Here is a 17,933-nt window from a genome sequence, read left to right on the forward strand (position 1 = left end):
CTAATTATAGCATAGACTTTAAGATACCTCTTTTAAAGATTTGAAGGTAAGGGTTTTTGAAATACCGTCTTTGTTGGTTACTCCTATAAGCTTATCTGCAAAGTTTGCCAGGTTTTCTCTGAGGGTTACCACTATAAACTGCACATTTTTTGATTTTTCTTTTATCATCTGACCAAGAAGATAGGCATTTGCCTCGTCTAAATGAGCATCTATCTCATCAAAGTAATAAAACACCGATGGTTTATACTCTTGTATGGCAAAGATCAAAGACATTGCCGCCAGCGTTTGCTCTCCACCAGACATCGCCTCTACGTACTGCACATCTTTTCCTCTTGGTTTTACAAATATAGAAACACCACCAGAAAATGGGTCCTCTTCGTTGTCCAAAGATAAATCCGCTTTTCCTTGATAAGATACTTTAGCGTATATTTCTTTGAAATTTTTTCTTATGTTGTTAAAAGCCTCCATAAAAGCGCTGTACTTTTTTCTATCTATCTCCTCTATCATAGCCTTTATCGCTTGCTTGTCTTTTATGAGTTGATCTAATTTTTCTTTGTAGTCTTTTAATCTGTTTAGGGTTTCTTCGTATTCTTCTTCGGCTTTTAGATTTATATCGCTCATACTCTCCAAAAGTTTTTTGGTACGTTCTAGTTCTTCTTTTAATTTTGAAGCGCTTTGGTTTTGCTCTTCGTAGATGGTACCGTCGTACTCCTTTTCTTTTAGAGCTTCGTTTATAGATTCTATCTTTGTTTGAATTCTTGTGATGTCGTTTGATAAAGAGCCAATCTCCTCCAAAAGTCTCTCGTGCTCTAGCTTAAGACCACCTAGTTCTGATTGTAAATTTTTTTGCTCTTTCTCTAAAAGCTCTTTCTCTTCGTAAAGCTTATAAAACATTGCATTTGATTCTTTCAACTCTTCTTCTGCGCTTTTTAGTTCAAGATCTAAAGACGTTAGCTCTTGTTCTAAACTCTTTATTTGAGAATGAGCTCCAATAAGTTCTTGCTTTTTTTGGTCTACAGAGGATTTTACATATTCTATATTTTTTGAGATGTCATTTTTCTTTAGTTCTATGGTGTTTAGTTCTTTTGTTTTGTCTAAATGAAGCTTTTTGTAATATTCTATAGTATCTTTAAGCTCTTTTATCTCTTTGCTAGTATAGTATGAAAGTATATCTTTTTTTCTAAGTTCTAGGTTTGTAAGCTTTTCTTCTATATATTTTATCTCCTCTTTCAAAGGTTCTAACATCTCTAATAGCTCTTTTTTCTTGTTTTCTAAGTGCTCTATGTATTCTTCACCAGATTTTATACGCTCTAATATATTTGATTTTTGTAAGAGCGTATCTTTTTTTTGATTTTCCAAATCTTTGATATACTTTGTATTTATTGCTATTACACCTTCTTTTTCTATGAGCGAAGACTTTGCTTTACCGATATTTTGGTCTAGCTGTTGTTCTTTTGCTTTTAAGAGGTTATATTTTTCGTTTAAAAATTCTAGTTTTTCTAAAAGGGCTTTTTTGCCGATGTTTGAGTGTTGTTTTGCTTTTCCCCCTGTTATAACACCAGATTTTTCAAATACTTCTCCTTCTAATGTTACACATCTATAGTTTTGTAGGCTTTTAGCCACATCAAAGCTCTCTACCACAAGAGTATCGCCAAAAACAAAGCTTATGGCAGGCTCTAACGCTTTATCGTAATCAACAAGCTTTACTGCAAAGTCTATATATCCGCGCTGTCTTGGATAAGGTGGTAAACTTTGGGTTTTTATACGGTTTAGCGGTATAAAGCTTACTCTTTTATCAGAGTTCTTTTTTAAAAGCTCAATACAAGTTTTTGCTATTTCCTCAGATTCCACAACCACATAAGAAAGCCTAGCCCCAGCCGCAGCTTCTATAGCTGTTTTGTATTCTTCATCTTTTAAGCTTATAAGATCTTCTACTTTACCATAAACGCCTTTTATATTTTGGAATATATAAGTATCATCCTCATTGTATCTAAGCTGAGACTCTATTCTTGCTTTTTCTGATATGATTTGCTCTATTTCTTTCTTTGTTTCTGTCAAGGAACTTGTATATTTGGCTATAGTTTGCTGTATCGCTTCTATAGAAAGCCTTGCCTCTTCTATATTTTTTTGGAATGTTTTTAGTTTTTCTTCAACAAAATCTTTTTGTTCTAACGCTTGTAAATCGGCTTTTAGTCTTTGTATGTCGTCTTTGTATCTATTTTGTTTTTGGGATATATCTTGGATTTGGTCTATATATTGCTGGTATTGTTTTTTCTTTTGTTCTAAAATGGACTTTAACTCTTTTTCTTTTTTCTCTATCTGTTCTATCTCCTCTGGTGATAGATTTAGCTTTTCTTCGGTGGATTTTAGTTCTTTTTCTTTTTCTTTTATAAGCTCTTCTATGCTATAAAACTCTTTTTCTTTTGATAATTTTTCTTGTTCTATCCCTAAAAGCTCTTTTTCTAAACTAAGCAAATCTTTTTCAAGAAAATCAATCTTTTTTTCAATATCTTCTTTATGGGATAGCTCTTTTTTTAGTTCTTGCTCTTTCGAGGCTTTTTGCTCTTTTATGTATTCTATCTTTGCCGATAGCTTACCAGAAGATTCTCTGTAAGGAAGAAGGGTTTCTTGTAAGTTTGTGATTTTTTGTTCTACATCCTTTAGTTCTTTGGTTTTAATATCTATGGTTTCTAAAAGTTTTGAGCTTTTAGTCTCTAAAGCTTCTTTTTCCTCGGAAGTTTTTTGCAAGTCCTTTAGAAGGCTTTGTTTTTCTTTTAAAAGCAAAACACACTCAAGTATATGTTTTTTCTCCATCAAAGCTTTGTATTGATGAAGCCTTTCTTTTTCTTTCTCAAATTTTTCTAAATTTGCCTCTAATTCTTCTACAAGTGGTTTTAACTCTCTTATTTTTATATCAGCCTCTCCTAGTTCTTCTAAAGCAAACTGTCTTTTTTGCTCGTATTCGCTTATACCTGCTACATCCTCTATGATTTTTCTTCGCTCTAAAGGTGTTATTTTTACAAATTTTACTATATCTCCTTGTAATACTATGTTGTAGCCTTCTTTGTATATGCCACCTCTTGCAAGTATTAGATGCAAATCTTTTTCTCTTATAATTTTGCCGTTTAGTTTATATACGCTTTTACCATCTTTATAGATAATCCTTGTAACTACAAACTCATCGTATCCAAATATTTGTGGGTTTGAAAAGTGTATATCCACCTGTGCAAAATCTTCTCTTTGACCTTGTTTTGAATATATAAGGTGTGTGAGGTTTTTAGCCCGCATGGTTTTTGATGTGGAAAGCCCAAGACCAAAGGATATAGCATCACCTATGTTTGATTTTCCAGCTCCGTTTGGCCCCACTATCCCTATAAAGCCCTCTCCTATTGGTATTTCTAGTTTTTCTGTGCCATAGGATTTAAAGTTTGTAACTACAATTTTTTCTATGTAGGCATTTTCCATCTTATTTTTGGTTTTTAGCTTTTACGCGACCTAAAACTTTTAAAGGCAAGCCGTAAACCTTTGTAAACATAGCACCAGCTTTATGATCGAAAGCATCTTTCTCTGTGTATGTGGAAAGCTCTTCAATATATAGAGCGTTTGGAGATTTTCTTCCCACCACATCTATATTTCCTTTGTATAGCTTTAGCCTTACTGTACCGTTTATATATTTTGATATGTTGTTGTTAAAAGCGTCCAAGGCTTCCCTTAAAGGAGAAAACCAAAGCCCTTCATATACTAAATTTGCGTAGGTGTTTGATACATGTCCTATTAGATACTGATAAGTGTATTTGTCCAAAGTCAAAGATGCTAAGTCGTTGTAAGCTTTGTATAAACACATAGCCCCAGGAGCTTCGTAAATCTCTCTACTTTTTATGCCTACCAGTCTATTTTCTACCATGTCTATGCGTCCTACGCCGTGAGGAGCTGCTATATCGTTTAGATGTTCTATAAGCTTATAAAGAGTATCAAAGCTTTTACCGTTTATAGCTACAGGAGTTCCTTCTTCAAAGGTAATATCTACATATTCTGGAGTATTTGGTGCTTCTTCTGGATCTTTTGTGATTTGATAGGCATCTTTTGGTGGCTCTTGATAAGGGTCTTCTAAGATACCACATTCTATAGATACACCCCAGAGATTTCTATCTATGGAGTATGGGTTTTCTTTTGTAGCTTTTACAGGAATGTTGTATTTTAAAGCATATTCTATCTCTTGCTCTCTTGATTTAAATTCCCATTCTCTTACAGGTGCTAATACTTCTATATCTGGGTTTAAAGCCCAAGCTGATACTTCAAATCTCACTTGGTCGTTTCCTTTACCGGTGGACCCATGGGCTATGTAATCTGCATTTCTTTTTTTGGCGTATTCTATAAGTTTTTTAGATATAAGAGGTCTTGATAAAGAAGCTGTAAGAGGATATTTACCCTCATACAAAGCCAAAGCCCTAAGGGTTGGAAGACAAAAATCTTTGACAAACTCCTCTCTTATGTCTTCTACTATGGCCTCTACAGCCCCGGCTTTTCTAGCTTTTTCTGGTATTTCTGAAAGTTCTTCTTTTTGTCCTACATCTGCTGTGTAGGTCATCACCTCGAAACCTCTTTCCGTAAGCCATCTTACTATGATAGACGTATCCAAACCACCAGAATAAGCAAGTATCACTCTTTTTGCCATTATATTATTATACTTCAAAAACAAAAGTTTATAAGTTCAACACATTGTAAGTTGGTTTTGGTGTCTATGTAATAAGATTCTTCTAAAACTCTTTTAATTAAATTTATAATCTACCTTGGCTCATTAATCTCATGGTTAACTATGTTATAATCACAATATGAAGCTTTTACCAATAGGTATACAAACATTTGAAAAAATAAGAAATAGCAACTATTATTATGTAGATAAAACAATGTTTGTTAAAAAATTAGAAAACGGTGGATATTATTTTTTATCCCGCCCAAGAAGGTTTGGCAAATCTCTTTTTCTTGATACACTAAAAGAAGCGTTTTCTGGCAACAAAGAACTGTTTAAAGGCTTGTATCTATATGAGAACTGGGGTTGGGATAAAAAATATCCTATTATAAAATTTGATTTAAGTCAAGCTTATCCTGATACAGAAGAAAATCTTATAAAATCATTAGATTCTTTCCTAAAAGCTGTAGCAAAAGAGCATCAGATAACCTTAGAAGAAGAGATATTAGGCCTAAAATTTAAAGAGCTCATCCAAAAACTGTATGAAAAATACAATCAAAAAGTAGTAGTGCTTATAGATGAATACGATAAGCCTATACTTGATGTAATAGAAGATATAGAAAAAGCAAGAAGAAATAGAGATATACTAAAAAAGTTTTTTGAGATACTAAAACCCTCTGATCCTTATCTTAAACTTGTATTTCTTACAGGGGTGTCAAGGTTTTCAAAAGTATCTATATTTAGTGGACTAAATCAGCTAAACGATATAACCATAGACCCAAGTTTTGCCACTGTTTGTGGATATACACAATCTGAACTTGAAAGTGTATTTCATGATAGGCTAAAGGATTTTGATAAAGAGAAGATAAAACAGTGGTACAACGGCTATAGTTGGCTTGGGGAAAGTGTTTACAATCCTTTTGATATACTCCTTCTTTTTTCAGAAAAAAGGTTTAGAGCCTTTTGGTTTGAAACAGCAACACCTACATTTTTGATAAAGATGTTTATGAAAAACAGATACTACATCCCAAAGCTTGATAACCTGGAAGTAGGAGATGAGATCTTATCAAATCTTGATGTAGACAACATAAGGGTAGAAAATCTTTTGTTTCAATTAGGATATCTTACGATAAAAGAGTTTTTAGAAGAAGATGGAGTGTATATCCTATCTTACCCAAACTTAGAAGTAAGGAAAAGTTTAAACAACGCCTTTCTTTTTTATTTAGATTTTGGCACTAGTAATATAACAAAAACAGAACTTAATATAAAACAAATTTTCAAATTTTAAAGAGAAAAATGTAAGCAAACTAAAAGATGCTATATACACATTATTTGCAAGCATCCCACATGATTGGTATAGAAAAAACGATATAGACTCTTATGAGGGTTTTTATGCATCTATTGTATATGCACTTTTTAACGGAGCAGGGCTAAATGTAGTAGCAGAAGACAACACCAACAAAGGCCAGATAGATCTAAGTGTACTAAGTGATAACAGCATTTATATCATAGAGTTTAAGGTAGTAGAAGACAAAGAAGAGGGTGTTGCTTTAAAACAGATAAAAGATAAAAGGTATTATGAAAAGTACAAAGGCAAATATAATGATATATGCCTAATAGGCATAGAGTTTAGCAAGAAAGATAAAAATATTGTAGGTTTTGAGTGGGAGAAGATATAGCGTTAATCTTAGCTTATACAAAAAATATAAGCTTACCAATAAGATAATATGTAAAATTTTCAAAAATATTTTATAATATTCCTATGGAATTTGAGTTTTCTGAAAGGCTAAAGGTTTTACCACCGTATTTGTTTGCGGCTATTGATAAGAAAAAAAGGGAAAAGGCTGCTCAAGGAGCAGACATAATAGACTTAGGTATAGGCGATCCAGACCTTCCAACTCCAAAGCCTATAGTGGAAGCTGGAAAAGCGGCTTTAGAAAAACCAGAGCATCATAGGTATCCTTCTTACGAAGGTATGTATGCTTTTAGGAAAGCTGTGGCAGATTGGTATAAAAAGCGTTTTGGCGTACTGCTAGATCCAGATAAAGAAATTGTGACACTTATAGGTTCTAAAGAAGGGATAGCTCATTTTCCACTTGCTTTTGTAAATCCTGGAGATTACGTGCTTTGTCCAGATCCTGGTTATCCGGTTTACAAGATATCCACTATCTTTGCTGGTGGCATTCCTTACATGTTGCCCCTAAAAGAAGAAAATGGCTTCTTGCCAGATATAGATTCTATACCTCAAAATGTTTTACAAAAAGCCAAAATAATATGGGTAAACTATCCAAACAATCCCACCTCTGCAAAAGCGCCAGATTCTTTTTATAAAAAGCTTATAGAGTTTGCTCATAAATACGGTATTATAATAGCCTCTGATTTGGCTTATTCTGAGATATACGCATCAGAACCGCCTCGCTCTATTCTTGAATTTGAAGGAGCTAAAGATGTGGCTATAGAGTTTCACTCTTTATCCAAAACTTACAACATGACTGGTTGGCGTATTGGTATGGCAGTTGGTAATCCAAGTCTTATAGCTGGTCTTGGCAAGATCAAGACAAACGTAGATTCAGGACAGTTTCAAGCCATACAAGAAGCAGGTATAAAGGCCCTTAGCTTAGACGATAGCGTAGTTCAAAATCTTAGAGATATATATAAAGAAAGAAGAAAAGTTATGACAGAGGCTTTAAAAGCCATAAACCTTGACGTATTCGAATCAGATGCCACATTTTACCTTTGGATTAAAGTGCCAAAAGGTTTTACCTCTGCTGGTTTTGCAGAGCTTTTGTTAGATAAACTTGCCATAGTGGTAACACCGGGTAGTGGTTTTGGTGAAGCGGGAGAAGGTTATTTTAGGATATCTCTTACCGTAGATACAAATAGACTAAAAGAAGCTGCCGATAGGATAAAAACGCTCACTTTATGATAAACAAAGAACTATTAGATATCATAGCTTGTCCTAAGTGTAAGGGCGGGCTTCTTTACAACGAAAAGAAGGATATATTAATTTGTGGTAATTGTAAACTCGTTTACGAGATTGAAGAAGATATACCAATTCTTCTTGTAGAACAAGCAAAACCTCTTGATGAATACATCAAAAAACCTTAGTTTTCTCTGTGGGTGGGGTAGATTTCCTTGCATAGAAGCAAATGTTTTAGATAAAGTAGATTTTTCTAAAAGCTTTATACCAAGAGCTTACGGTAGAAGTTACGGCGATGAAGCTTTGTATAAAAATATATACGATACAACGGGTTTAAATCTATTTTTAAATGTAGATTTTGAAAAAGAATACATAGAAGTTCAATCTGGTATACAACTTCAAAAATTATTGGAGTTTTTATTACCAAGAGGATACGCTTTGCCGATAGTTCCTGGTACTTCTCTTATAAGTGTAGGTGGTGCTATAGCAAACGATATACACGGCAAAAGCTCAAAGGGGGTTTTTGGAGATTTTATAGAGGGTTTTGAAATAATAACACCAAGAGGTGTTTATCAGTGCTCTAAAGAAAAAAACAGTGAGCTTTTTTGGGGTGCTATAGGGTCAATGGGCCTTCTTGGAATTATCACAAAAGCTAAACTAAAGATAGTAAAGGCAAGCCAGTATATAAGACAAAATATCATACCTACCAAAGGCATAGACAAGGCTATAGAGTTATTGGAAACATTTGACAAAAATTACGAATTTTCAGTATGTTGGATAGACGCTTTTACCGAAAATGCTTTGGTAATGTTTGGAGATTATGAGTATTATGAAAAGCTTCCTCTTGATTTAAAATTTAGTTTTAAGGCTTTTAAAAGCAAAAAAACAATAGATATACCTTTTGTGATGCCAAACTTTATCTTAAACGATATGGATATAAGAGCTTACAATGTTTATTATTTTACCAAGATGCCAAAAGGCGAATCTTTGGTACATTATTTTGATTTTTTCTTTCCTTTGGACAATATAAAAAATTGGAACAGATTTTACGGCAAAAGAGGGTTTTTGCAATATCAGTTTGTAGGACCAAAAGAGGCTTGTTTTGAAGTTTTTGATATTATAAAATCTCATAAGATATATCCATATCTAGTGGTGTTAAAAAGAATGAAAAACGCTTCAAATAGAGTGTTTTCTTTTGCGAAAGAGGGCTTTACGCTGGCCTTAGATTTTCCAGTGAAAGACGATGTCCTTAAGATGCTTCATAAATTTGACGATGTCGTTGTGCGTTATAACGGACTTATATACATGGCAAAGGATTCAAGGCTTCCTAAAGACGTGTTTCAGCATATATACAAAGACCAAATAAAAGCTTTATTATCTTTAAAAGCCAAATACGATGAGAATTTTATACTAAAGTCTTTGATGTCAGAACGGCTTTTGTGAGATAATTAATAAATGGAGAAAATCGTTATAACCGGAAGAGCAAACGTTGGTAAATCTACACTATTTAACAAGATTTCCAAAAGAAGGATATCGATAGTAGAAAATATACCAGGGATCACAAGAGATGTGATAGAGTCTAAAGCTGTTTTTCAAGATAAGGTTTTTAAGCTGGTGGATACCGGTGGTTTGACAGATTCTAAAGAAGAGATATCTCAAGCTATAAGGGATAAAGTGCTTAAACTTTACAAAGAAGCTTATAAGATAATATTTGTAGTGGATGGCAAGACCGGGCTTATGCCAGAAGATAAAGATATTGCTAAGCTTCTTTACCCTTATAAAGAAAAAGTTTATGTGGCGGTAAACAAAACAGATAGTAAAAAAGCCAGTGCTTCAGAGTTTTATGAGCTTGGGTTTGATAACGTATTTGAGATTTCAGCCACTCATGGTACCGGTGTTTTTGAGCTTTTAGAAGAGATAACAAAAGATTTAAAAGCTATGGAAGAGCTAGAAGAAAAGGCTGATTTTATAAAACTAAGCTTTGTTGGAAAGCCAAATAGTGGTAAATCTTCTTTGCTAAACTCTATTTTAAAGCAAGATAGAGTGATAGTTTCAAACATAGCTGGCACTACAAGAGACGCTGTTGATGTAGAGTTTAGCTATGAAGGTAAAGATTTTATCTTGGTGGATACTGCTGGTATAAGAAGGCCTTCAAATATAGATTATGGTGTAGAGTTTTTTGCGGTAAATAGAAGTTTAGAAGCTATAGAAAAATCAGATGTTTGTGCTCTTGTGATAGATGCTACAGAAGGAGTTTCAAGGCAAGACATGAGGCTTGCTAGTCTTGTGAATAGGAAAGGTAAGGGGCTTATAGTGGTATTAAACAAAATAGATTTGATAAAAGACATCGAGGCTCTTAAAAAACACGTAGATAAAAAGTTAGAGTTTGTTTATTTTGCTCCAAGAGTTTACGTATCCGCAAAAGAAGGTATAAATGTTTTTTCTATACTGCAAAAAGCTATAGATATTTACGAAGAATATTCAAAGCCTATTAAGACTTCCTATGTAAATAGAGTTGTAGAAAAAATTTTAGAAGAGTATCCACAAAACTCAACAAAATCTATAAAAGTTTATTATACAGTATTTTCGCCAAAGCCTCCAACCATTGTGCTTCATACCAACAACAAAGATTTTTGGAGAGAGGATTATCTTAGATTTTTTGAGAAAAAGTTAAGAGAGAAACTAAATATAAACTATGCACCTTTAAATATAATATTAAAAGAGCATCAAAAGAAAGAGGTATAGATTATGAACAACGTTTTAATGGGGATTGCAAAAGCTGGTATAAAAGAATCTGGAAAAGAAGATTTGCTTGTGATAAAGCTTCCCTTTGCCTGCGAATCTCACTTTGTATTTACCACAAATCATTTTGCAGCAGCACCGGTGCTATATTCTAAGAACATGCTTGAGGCTTCTGGTAACAGGGTGAGCGCTATGGTTATAAACAGTGGAAATGCCAATTGCGGTACTGGTATAGAGGGTTATGAACATGCAAAGATGATGGGAGAAAAAGTAGCAGAGCTTTTTGATATACCAAAAGAAGAGGTACTTGTCTTTTCTACAGGTATTATAGGAAAACCACTTCCCATAATAAATGTATTAGAAGGTATAGAATATGCTGTAAATCATTTAGAGGTTTTAGACCTTGAAATGGCTGCTAAGACAATATCCACCACCGATAGATTTCCAAAGTACGCTTTTTGCAAAAAAGATGACTATGAGGCTTTTTGTTTTGGTAAAGGAGCCGGTATGATTCATCCTGATATGGCTACCATGCTTGCTTTTTGTTTTGCAAATTCAAAACTTATGCCAAGAAAACATTTTGACGATATTTTAGAGAAAACGTTTAACTCTATAGATGTAGATGGGTGTCAAAGTACCAACGATTCTTTTGGCGTTATATCTTACGGAGACTTAGATTATTCTAACGATGTATACAGCTGTGTATACAAAGTTTGCAAAGAAGTGTCTGATATGATAGTAAAGGACGGGGAAGGAGCTACCAAGATAATAACTATAGAAGTTAAACACGCTAGTATTAAAACAAAAGCAAAAGTTATAGCAAACGCTGTAGCCACTTCTAACCTTGTAAAAACTGCAATGTTTGGAGCCGACCCCAATTGGGGGCGTATATTGGCTGCCGCTGGTTCTACTGTCTTTCCTATAGATCCACTGAAAATAAGTTTATCTATAATGGGTACCAAAGTATACGACAAAGAGCCTCTTCATTTTAACGAAGAGAAACTAAGTCAAAAGATGAGAGAATCTCAAGAAGTAGAGATTGTTTTGGATTTGAAGGAGGGTAAAGAACATTTTAGCTATAGATTTTCTGATCTTGGATACGAATATATTAAGATAAACGCTGAATATACTACTTAGGTTTTTCTTTTAAAAAGATTATCTAAAGATGTGAGTCTATCAAGGAACAATATACCGTTTAAATGGTCTAGCTCATGTTGAAATAAAACAGCTTCTGGACCTTCTAAATCTAGTATTATTTCATTTTCTTTTTCGTCTAAGGCTTTTACAGATACGTGTTTATACCTTTGGATGTTGGCGGTATATTCTGGTACGCTAAGACACCCTTCTCTAAAAATTATGCTGTCTTCAGATTTTATTATGACAGGGTTGATAAGTGTGATAAGGCCATGGTGGTTTTTAGGCGGTTTTCTAAAGCGGGAAGCGTCCATTACTACTATATTTTGTAAGACACCCACTTGAGAAGAGGCTATACCGGTACAAAAATCTTTTGAATACATAGTTTCTTTAAGGTTTTCTATATGTTTAATAATATTGTCGTCTATTTTATTAACATCTTTTGATTTTTCTTTGAGTAAAGGATTTGGATAAACAAGGATTTCGTATATCAAAGGACCTCTTTGCAAACCTCCTGCAAAGATATATCTACGTTTAGCTCTTTTGACAAATCCTTTAAAGCTTTTTCTAAAGATGATAAACTAACGTCTTTAAGCTCTACTTCCATAAGCATTATATATATATTTTTCACCTTGTGAGTCCTAAGATCGGTTATGTTTATATTTTTTGATGCTAAAAGCTTTGAAACGCTGTAAACTATGCCGGCTTTATCCGCTCCATATATGGATATAATAGCGTTGCAATTTGACTCTTCTTGGGGTTCTTTGTCTTCTACTGGTTTTATGTCTACTTCTATATCCTCTAGGTCAAAATCTTCTTTTTGTATGGGGTTTTTAGAAGTAAAAAGAAGCATAATAACAAACTGACCAGATAATCTGCTCATAGATGAGTCTTCTATGTTGGCACCCATCTTGTACAAAATCTCTGTAATAGAGGCTACAATCCCAGGTTTATCTTTTCCAAAAGCTGTCAGTATATATTTTTTCATATTAAATGGAGCGAGCGACGGGACTCGAACCCGCAACAACCACGTTGGCAACGTGGTGCTCTACCATTGAGCTACGCTCGCTTAGAATTTCCATTATATCACATCTATATCGTTTATGCAACATGATATGTATCAATTTATATGAAAGATACTTTGTATATGGCTTTTGATATATAATATTAAAAAGCTTTATAGGAGTGTAGTATGGAGTATAGGATTGAAAGAGATACCATGGGCGAAGTAAAAGTCCCAGCCGATAAGTACTGGGGAGCTCAAACTCAAAGATCTTTAATGTATTTTAACATTTCAAACGATATAATGCCTATTGAAACAATAAAGGCTTTGGCTCTCATCAAAAAAGCAGCAGCTATTGTAAACAACGAACTTGGAAAACTAGATGATTATAGAAAAGATCTCATTGTAAGAGTAGTAGATGAGATATTAGAAGGCAAACTAGATGAACATTTTCCTTTAAAAGTATGGCAAACTGGTTCTGGAACCCAAAGCAATATGAATGTAAATGAGGTAATAGCAAATAGAGCGGCTGAGCTAGCGGGTAAACCCTTAGGCTCTAAAGACCCAATACATCCAAACGATCATGTTAACATGTCTCAGTCTTCCAACGATACATTCCCAACTGCTATGCATATATCTGCAGTACAAATCCTTCAAGATAAGCTCATACCATCTATAGAGTATCTAAGAGATGCTTTAAAGGAAAAAGCCGAAGAATTTAAGGATATTGTAAAAATAGGAAGGACTCATCTTCAAGATGCTGTACCAATGACCCTTGGACAAGAATTTGGTGGGTATGTGCATCAGTTAGACACTGCCCTTGAGCGTATAAAGTTGGTGTTACCGGAGTTAAAAGAAATAGGTATAGGTGCAACAGCAGTAGGCACAGGTCTAAACGCTACAAAAGGTTTTGATAAAAGGATGGTAGAGGTTTTATCAGAGCTTACCGGTATAGATTTTAAATTGTCTAGAAACAAGTTTGCGTTTTTAAGTTCTCACGATCCTTTTGTGATGGCAAGCGGTGCTATGAAATCTTTAGCGGCGGCTTTGATGAAGATAGCCAACGATATAAGATGGCTTGGCTCTGGTCCAAGAGCTGGCATAGGAGAACTCATACTCCCAGCCAATGAACCTGGTTCTTCAATAATGCCAGGGAAGGTTAATCCCACACAATCAGAAGCTATGACGATGGTTTGTGTGCAGGTGATGGGAAACGATACGGTTATAGGCTTTGCCGACTCCCAAGGTAATTTTGAACTAAACGTGTTTAATCCAGTGATTATATTTAACTTTTTAAACTCTGCAAAACTTCTATCTGATGCTATGAGATCATTTGCCGATCACATGGTAAAGGGTATAAAACCAAACCTAAAGAAAATAAACTCTTATGTGCAAGAGTCTCTTATGCTTGTGACAGCACTTAATCCTTACATTGGTTATGATAACGCTGCAAAAATAGCCAAAACTGCCTATGAAAAAGATATATCTTTAAAGCAAGCTGCAATAGAGCTTGGCATACTTACAGAAGAGGAGTTTGATAAATACGTAAGACCGGAGAAGATGGCAAAACCCCATGAAGATTGAATCTTTGATGTTTTTAGAATCAACAGACAGAACATATTTTTGGCATCCATTTACCCAAATGAAGGTTTATGAAGAAGAAGGGGGCATTATATTTGAAAAAGGGGAAGGAGTTTATCTATACGATATTTATGGAAACAAATATATAGATGCTATATCCTCTTTGTGGTGCAATATCCACGGACACAATCACCCAAAACTAAACCAAGCCCTTATAAACCAGCTCAACAAAGTGGCTCATACCACAACACTTGGAAACTCCAACGTACCGGCTATTATGTTGGCTAAAAAACTTGTGGACATAACACCTTCTTGCCTTGAAAGGGTTTTTTACTCTGAAGACGGCGCTGAGGCTATGGAAATAGCTATTAAGCTTAGTTATCATTACTTTAAAAACTTAGACCAAGAAAGACCTTATTTTATAAGTTTTGAAGGGGCTTATCACGGTGATACCATAGGAAGTGTAAGTGTTGGTAGTGTTTCTTTGTTTCACGATACTTATAAGCCTTTACTTTTTAAAACCTACAAACTCCCATCTCCATATCATTTTACAAAAACTAGTAGCACTGAAGAGCTTCTTGATATGCTTGAAAAGCTTTTAAAGGATATACATGATAAAACCTCAGCTATAGTTATGGAATCTGGTATGCAAGCAGCTTCTGGATTCTTAGTGTATCCTAAGGGTTTTATGAAAAGCGTTTATGAAATGGCTAAGCATTACGGTGTTCTTTTTATAGCCGATGAAGTGGCCACTGGTTTTGGTAGGACCGGTAGCATGTTTTATGTAGAACAAGAGGATATATGTCCAGATTTTATGGCTCTTGGTAAAGGTATAACCGGTGGTTATATGCCTTTGGCAGCCACACTTACCACAAAAGAAATATACGATGCTTTTTTAGGTGAGTATGAAGAACTAAAACACTTTTTCCATGGCCATACATACACTGGCAACAATCTAGCATGCGCAGTGGCTCTTAAGAATATAGAGATCTTTGAAGAAGAAAACGTATTGGGGCTTTTAAAAGAAAAAATAGAATATCTTGAAAAACGTCTAAAAGAGTTTGAATCTTTAAAACACGTTAAAGAGACAAGACAGCTTGGATTTATGGCTGCCATTGAACTAGCCAAAGACAAGAAAAAGCCCTATGAACTAAAAGAACGAATAGGTTTTAAAGTGGCAAATTACGCTAAGAAAAAAGGTGTATTTTTAAGACCTCTTGGAAACAACATGATACTTGTGATGCCCCTTTCTATAGGCTTTGAAGAGATGGATAAGGTTTTAGATGTTTTGCATGAGTCCATAAAAGTTGTAACGGAGAGCCTATGAAATATTTTCTTTTAAAAACAGAACCAAGCTCTTATTCTTACGATATGCTTGAAAAAGAAGGTAAAACCGTTTGGGACGGGGTTAAAAATCCCTTAGCTCAAAAGTTTATTAAAAGCGCAAAACCAGAAGATATGGCATACATATATCACACAGGTGATGAAAAGGCTATTGTAGGTTTGGCAAAGATAGTATCTTCACCCTATCAAGATTCTTCTGGTTTGTTTGTTTTTGATATAGTACCCATAAGAAGATTAAAAAGAAAGATAAGCCTTTCAGAGATAAAATCCATAGAGGCTTTTAAAGATTTTTATTTGGTTAAGATGCCAAGGCTTTCTGTGATGGAAGTGCCTGAGCATCTTGTAAAAGTTATTGAAAATTTAGAGCAATCGTTATGAGTACTATGACTAAAGAGATAGATATTTCCTCTGCTAAAAAGCTTGGTATAATGGGCAGTTTGTTTCTTTGTCTTTTTTTTATACCTTTTTTGGGTGTGTTTGCTTTTTTTGCTGGGATGTCTTTGATTTTGATGGCTTTCAATAGATTTAGTAAGGTCTTTGACAACGATAAGTTATTTAGTAAATTCTTACAAGCTTTTGTGCCGAGTATAATACTTGGTTTTGCGGTGCTCATCTTTGAGCTTATGTTTGGTTTTGGATTTGTTTTATCAAAAGTTTATAAAACAGGTTTTAACGAAGGGGCGTTTTTCTTTTTGGTTAGTCTTATGATTTTTGTAGGGGTTTATCTGGTTGGCATGTTTATATCTTACAATTATAAAAAGGCTTTTCATGAGCTTTCAAAAGCCACAAACCACAAGCTTTTTGAAACTGTTGGAAAGTTGATGTTTTTTGGTTCTACGCTGGTAATATTCTTTGTGGGTATACTTATAGTCTATATCTCTTATATATTGCTTTTGATAGCTTTTATAAAACTACCAAACAAACTCAATCATCTTTTGTAAGGAAACTCTAGTTCTAATTCTATTTCTTTTACTTGTCTTTCATACTCTCTTAGTAAGAGTTTGCCAGTTCTTGATAAATCGTAGTATGTATGGTTTCTATGTTTTAGAGATTTTAATCTTTTATCTTTTGAATGGTAGTTTATAATGGGGGCTGTCACTTTTTGGAGCAGCCCCATATCTAAAAGTTTTTTATGTATATCAAAAGCCTCTTGAAGGCTTATATGAAATCTATGGGAGATGAGCTTTGAGTAATCTGGTCCCATTGTTTTGTGGTATTTTAGGATTTTTAGCTCTAAGTCCGATAGTTCGTACTCATGCCCTTCAAACACAAATTTCATCTTTTAATTCTTTGTAAAGGGGAAACGCTTCACAAAGATCTTTTACTTGCTCTCTTGCTTTTTGCAGTGTATCTTCGGAATAGTTCTTTAGCACCTTAGCTATTATCTTTGCTATAATCTTCATTTGATCTTCTTTCATGCCTCTGGTGGTAAGAGCAGGCGTTCCTATTCTGATACCGCTTGTTTTCGTAGGTGGCAATGGATCGAAGGGCACTGCGTTTTTGTTTACTGTAATACCAGCTTCTCCAAGTCTATTTTCCGCTTCTTTTCCGGTGATACCTATGTTTCTAAGATCCACAAGCACCATGTGGGAATCTGTCCCGCCGGTAAGTACGTTTATTCCTTCTTTTAAAAGCTCTTCTGCCAGCACTCTTGCATTTTCCACCACTTGTTGAGCGTATTGTTTAAATTCGTCGCTCATGGCCTCCTTGAAACAAACAGCTTTTGCCGCTATAACATGCATCAAAGGTCCACCTTGGGTGCCTGGAAATACGCTTTTATCTATGTCTTTTGCAAATTCTTGTTTTGATAAAATAAATCCGCTCCTTGGTCCTCTGAGGGTTTTATGAGTGGTAGAAGTTACAAAATGAGACACTTCCACTGGACTAGGATACACCCCACCAGCTATCAAACCAGCATAATGAGCCATATCTACCATCAAGTATGCTCCTACAGAATCAGCTATTTCTCTCATCTTAGCCCAGTCTATCACTCTTGGGTAAGCGGAGGCTCCACCTATTATCATTTTGGGTTTATGCTCTTTGGCAAGTTTATACATTTGATCGTAATCTATAAGATAATCGCTTTCCCTAACACCATAATAAACTGCGTTATATATCTTGCCAGAAAAATTTACTGTAGCACCATGTGTTAGGTGTCCTCCATGGGCTAAGCTCATACCGAGTATTGTATCACCTGGCTTTAACACAGCCATATAAACTGCCATGTTAGCTTGAGAACCAGAGTGAGGTTGAACGTTGGCGTGTTCTGCTTTAAACAACTCTTTAGCTCTTTGGATTGCAAGATCCTCTACTATATCTACGTACTCACAACCACCATAATAACGTTTATGGGGTAATCCTTCTGCGTACTTATTTGTAAGCACCGAACCTTGGGCTTCCATAATTTCAAGAGATGTAAAATTTTCCGATGCTATCATCTCAAGGTAAGAATTTTGTCTATTTAGCTCTGATGCTATAGCATCGTATACTTCTTTGTCTTTGGCTTTTAAAAGCATAAA

Annotated in this window: 17 protein-coding genes and 1 tRNA gene; 11 read left to right on the plus strand and 7 right to left on the minus strand. The window is 34.7% G+C overall.

What is annotated here, in order from left to right; genetic code table 11:
* Window positions 1–18 precede the first annotated feature (18 nt).
* Both smc and HY04AAS1_RS02450 read right to left on the minus strand, forming a co-directional pair.
* Window positions 19–3,465: a chromosome segregation protein SMC gene (smc, locus tag HY04AAS1_RS02445; protein ID WP_012513528.1), complete on the minus strand. Its 3,447-nt coding sequence runs from the start codon at window positions 3,463–3,465 to the stop codon at window positions 19–21.
* Window position 3,466: 1 nt separating this feature from the next.
* A complete protein-coding gene (locus tag HY04AAS1_RS02450) occupies window positions 3,467–4,675 on the minus strand; it encodes an argininosuccinate synthase (protein WP_012513529.1) in 1,209 nt (402 codons plus the stop codon).
* Between the two features lie 157 nt (window positions 4,676–4,832).
* Here HY04AAS1_RS02450 and HY04AAS1_RS02455 point away from each other — a divergent pair, with 157 nt between their 5' ends.
* From HY04AAS1_RS02455 to argJ, 7 genes are all read left to right on the plus strand, one after another.
* On the plus strand, window positions 4,833–5,978 hold the full coding sequence (locus HY04AAS1_RS02455; protein ID WP_337954084.1) for an AAA family ATPase: 1,146 nt from the start codon (window positions 4,833–4,835) through the stop codon (window positions 5,976–5,978).
* 112 nt (window positions 5,979–6,090) lie between these two features.
* Window positions 6,091–6,369: a PD-(D/E)XK nuclease domain-containing protein gene (locus tag HY04AAS1_RS08525; RefSeq protein ID WP_337954100.1), complete on the plus strand. Its 279-nt coding sequence runs from the start codon at window positions 6,091–6,093 to the stop codon at window positions 6,367–6,369.
* A gap of 83 nt (window positions 6,370–6,452) precedes the next feature.
* On the plus strand, window positions 6,453–7,616 hold the full coding sequence (locus HY04AAS1_RS02460; protein WP_012513530.1) for an LL-diaminopimelate aminotransferase: 1,164 nt from the start codon (window positions 6,453–6,455) through the stop codon (window positions 7,614–7,616).
* Complete coding sequence (locus HY04AAS1_RS02465) at window positions 7,613–7,798, plus strand: Trm112 family protein (RefSeq protein WP_012513531.1); 186 nt, start codon at window positions 7,613–7,615, stop codon at window positions 7,796–7,798. Before HY04AAS1_RS02460 ends, HY04AAS1_RS02465 begins: the two co-directional genes overlap by 4 nt.
* Window positions 7,776–9,053: an FAD-binding oxidoreductase gene (locus HY04AAS1_RS02470; RefSeq protein ID WP_012513532.1), complete on the plus strand. Its 1,278-nt coding sequence runs from the start codon at window positions 7,776–7,778 to the stop codon at window positions 9,051–9,053. The genes HY04AAS1_RS02465 and HY04AAS1_RS02470 overlap by 23 nt, the downstream gene beginning before the upstream one ends.
* 12 nt (window positions 9,054–9,065) lie before the next feature.
* Complete coding sequence (gene der, locus HY04AAS1_RS02475) at window positions 9,066–10,355, plus strand: ribosome biogenesis GTPase Der (RefSeq protein WP_012513533.1); 1,290 nt, start codon at window positions 9,066–9,068, stop codon at window positions 10,353–10,355.
* A 3-nt stretch (window positions 10,356–10,358) separates the two neighbouring features.
* Complete coding sequence (gene argJ / locus HY04AAS1_RS02480) at window positions 10,359–11,489, plus strand: bifunctional glutamate N-acetyltransferase/amino-acid acetyltransferase ArgJ (protein ID WP_012513534.1); 1,131 nt, start codon at window positions 10,359–10,361, stop codon at window positions 11,487–11,489.
* Here argJ and def read toward each other — a convergent pair.
* The 3 genes from def to HY04AAS1_RS02495 all read right to left on the minus strand — a co-directional run bounded on the left by def (window position 11,486) and on the right by HY04AAS1_RS02495 (window position 12,555).
* On the minus strand, window positions 11,486–11,980 hold the full coding sequence (def, locus tag HY04AAS1_RS02485) for a peptide deformylase (protein WP_012513535.1): 495 nt from the start codon (window positions 11,978–11,980) through the stop codon (window positions 11,486–11,488). The genes argJ and def overlap by 4 nt on opposite strands.
* Entirely contained in the window at window positions 11,977–12,474 is a 498-nt protein-coding gene (locus HY04AAS1_RS02490; protein ID WP_012513536.1) for an ACT domain-containing protein, read from the minus strand. Before HY04AAS1_RS02490 ends, def begins: the two co-directional genes overlap by 4 nt.
* Before the next feature lie 6 nt (window positions 12,475–12,480).
* A tRNA-Gly gene (locus HY04AAS1_RS02495) sits at window positions 12,481–12,555 on the minus strand.
* Window positions 12,556–12,678: 123 nt separating this feature from the next.
* On the opposite strand from HY04AAS1_RS02495, the gene fumC reads away from it, so the two are divergent.
* From fumC to HY04AAS1_RS02515, 4 genes are read left to right on the plus strand one after another with little or no spacing between them, the layout of a single operon-like run.
* Window positions 12,679–14,073: a class II fumarate hydratase gene (fumC, locus tag HY04AAS1_RS02500; RefSeq protein WP_012513537.1), complete on the plus strand. Its 1,395-nt coding sequence runs from the start codon at window positions 12,679–12,681 to the stop codon at window positions 14,071–14,073.
* Complete coding sequence (gene bioA, locus HY04AAS1_RS02505) at window positions 14,063–15,397, plus strand: adenosylmethionine--8-amino-7-oxononanoate transaminase (protein ID WP_012513538.1); 1,335 nt, start codon at window positions 14,063–14,065, stop codon at window positions 15,395–15,397. Before fumC ends, bioA begins: the two co-directional genes overlap by 11 nt.
* A complete protein-coding gene (locus tag HY04AAS1_RS02510) occupies window positions 15,394–15,792 on the plus strand; it encodes an EVE domain-containing protein (protein ID WP_012513539.1) in 399 nt (132 codons plus the stop codon). Before bioA ends, HY04AAS1_RS02510 begins: the two co-directional genes overlap by 4 nt.
* Complete coding sequence (locus HY04AAS1_RS02515) at window positions 15,789–16,355, plus strand: DUF996 domain-containing protein (RefSeq protein ID WP_012513540.1); 567 nt, start codon at window positions 15,789–15,791, stop codon at window positions 16,353–16,355. Before HY04AAS1_RS02510 ends, HY04AAS1_RS02515 begins: the two co-directional genes overlap by 4 nt.
* Here the strand turns inward: HY04AAS1_RS02515 and HY04AAS1_RS02520 are convergent.
* The gene (locus HY04AAS1_RS02520) at window positions 16,343–16,693 is read right to left on the minus strand and encodes a DUF2250 domain-containing protein (protein ID WP_012513541.1); all 351 of its coding nucleotides are present in this window, start codon (window positions 16,691–16,693) and stop codon (window positions 16,343–16,345) included. The two genes, HY04AAS1_RS02515 and HY04AAS1_RS02520, sit on opposite strands and share 13 nt — an antisense overlap.
* On the minus strand, window positions 16,677–17,930 hold the full coding sequence (gene glyA / locus HY04AAS1_RS02525) for a serine hydroxymethyltransferase (protein WP_012513542.1): 1,254 nt from the start codon (window positions 17,928–17,930) through the stop codon (window positions 16,677–16,679). Before glyA ends, HY04AAS1_RS02520 begins: the two co-directional genes overlap by 17 nt.
* Between the last annotated feature and the right edge of the window lie 3 nt (window positions 17,931–17,933).

The sequence above is a fragment of the Hydrogenobaculum sp. Y04AAS1 genome (assembly GCF_000020785.1).
GTDB lineage: Bacteria > Aquificota > Aquificia > Aquificales > Aquificaceae > Hydrogenobaculum.

Coding starts and splice junctions, on each gene's coding strand:
- smc (WP_012513528.1), bottom strand. CDS start 3,465: ATGGAAAATGCCTACATAGAAAAAATTGTAGTTACAAACTTTAAATCC.
- HY04AAS1_RS02450 (WP_012513529.1), bottom strand. CDS start 4,675: ATGGCAAAAAGAGTGATACTTGCTTATTCTGGTGGTTTGGATACGTCT.
- HY04AAS1_RS02455 (WP_337954084.1), top strand. CDS start 4,833: ATGAAGCTTTTACCAATAGGTATACAAACATTTGAAAAAATAAGAAAT.
- HY04AAS1_RS02460 (WP_012513530.1), top strand. CDS start 6,453: ATGGAATTTGAGTTTTCTGAAAGGCTAAAGGTTTTACCACCGTATTTG.
- HY04AAS1_RS02465 (WP_012513531.1), top strand. CDS start 7,613: ATGATAAACAAAGAACTATTAGATATCATAGCTTGTCCTAAGTGTAAG.
- HY04AAS1_RS02470 (WP_012513532.1), top strand. CDS start 7,776: ATGAATACATCAAAAAACCTTAGTTTTCTCTGTGGGTGGGGTAGATTT.
- der (WP_012513533.1), top strand. CDS start 9,066: ATGGAGAAAATCGTTATAACCGGAAGAGCAAACGTTGGTAAATCTACA.
- argJ (WP_012513534.1), top strand. CDS start 10,359: ATGAACAACGTTTTAATGGGGATTGCAAAAGCTGGTATAAAAGAATCT.
- HY04AAS1_RS02490 (WP_012513536.1), bottom strand. CDS start 12,474: ATGAAAAAATATATACTGACAGCTTTTGGAAAAGATAAACCTGGGATT.
- fumC (WP_012513537.1), top strand. CDS start 12,679: ATGGAGTATAGGATTGAAAGAGATACCATGGGCGAAGTAAAAGTCCCA.
- bioA (WP_012513538.1), top strand. CDS start 14,063: ATGAAGATTGAATCTTTGATGTTTTTAGAATCAACAGACAGAACATAT.
- HY04AAS1_RS02510 (WP_012513539.1), top strand. CDS start 15,394: ATGAAATATTTTCTTTTAAAAACAGAACCAAGCTCTTATTCTTACGAT.
- HY04AAS1_RS02515 (WP_012513540.1), top strand. CDS start 15,789: ATGAGTACTATGACTAAAGAGATAGATATTTCCTCTGCTAAAAAGCTT.
- HY04AAS1_RS02520 (WP_012513541.1), bottom strand. CDS start 16,693: ATGAAATTTGTGTTTGAAGGGCATGAGTACGAACTATCGGACTTAGAG.
- glyA (WP_012513542.1), bottom strand. CDS start 17,930: ATGCTTTTAAAAGCCAAAGACAAAGAAGTATACGATGCTATAGCATCA.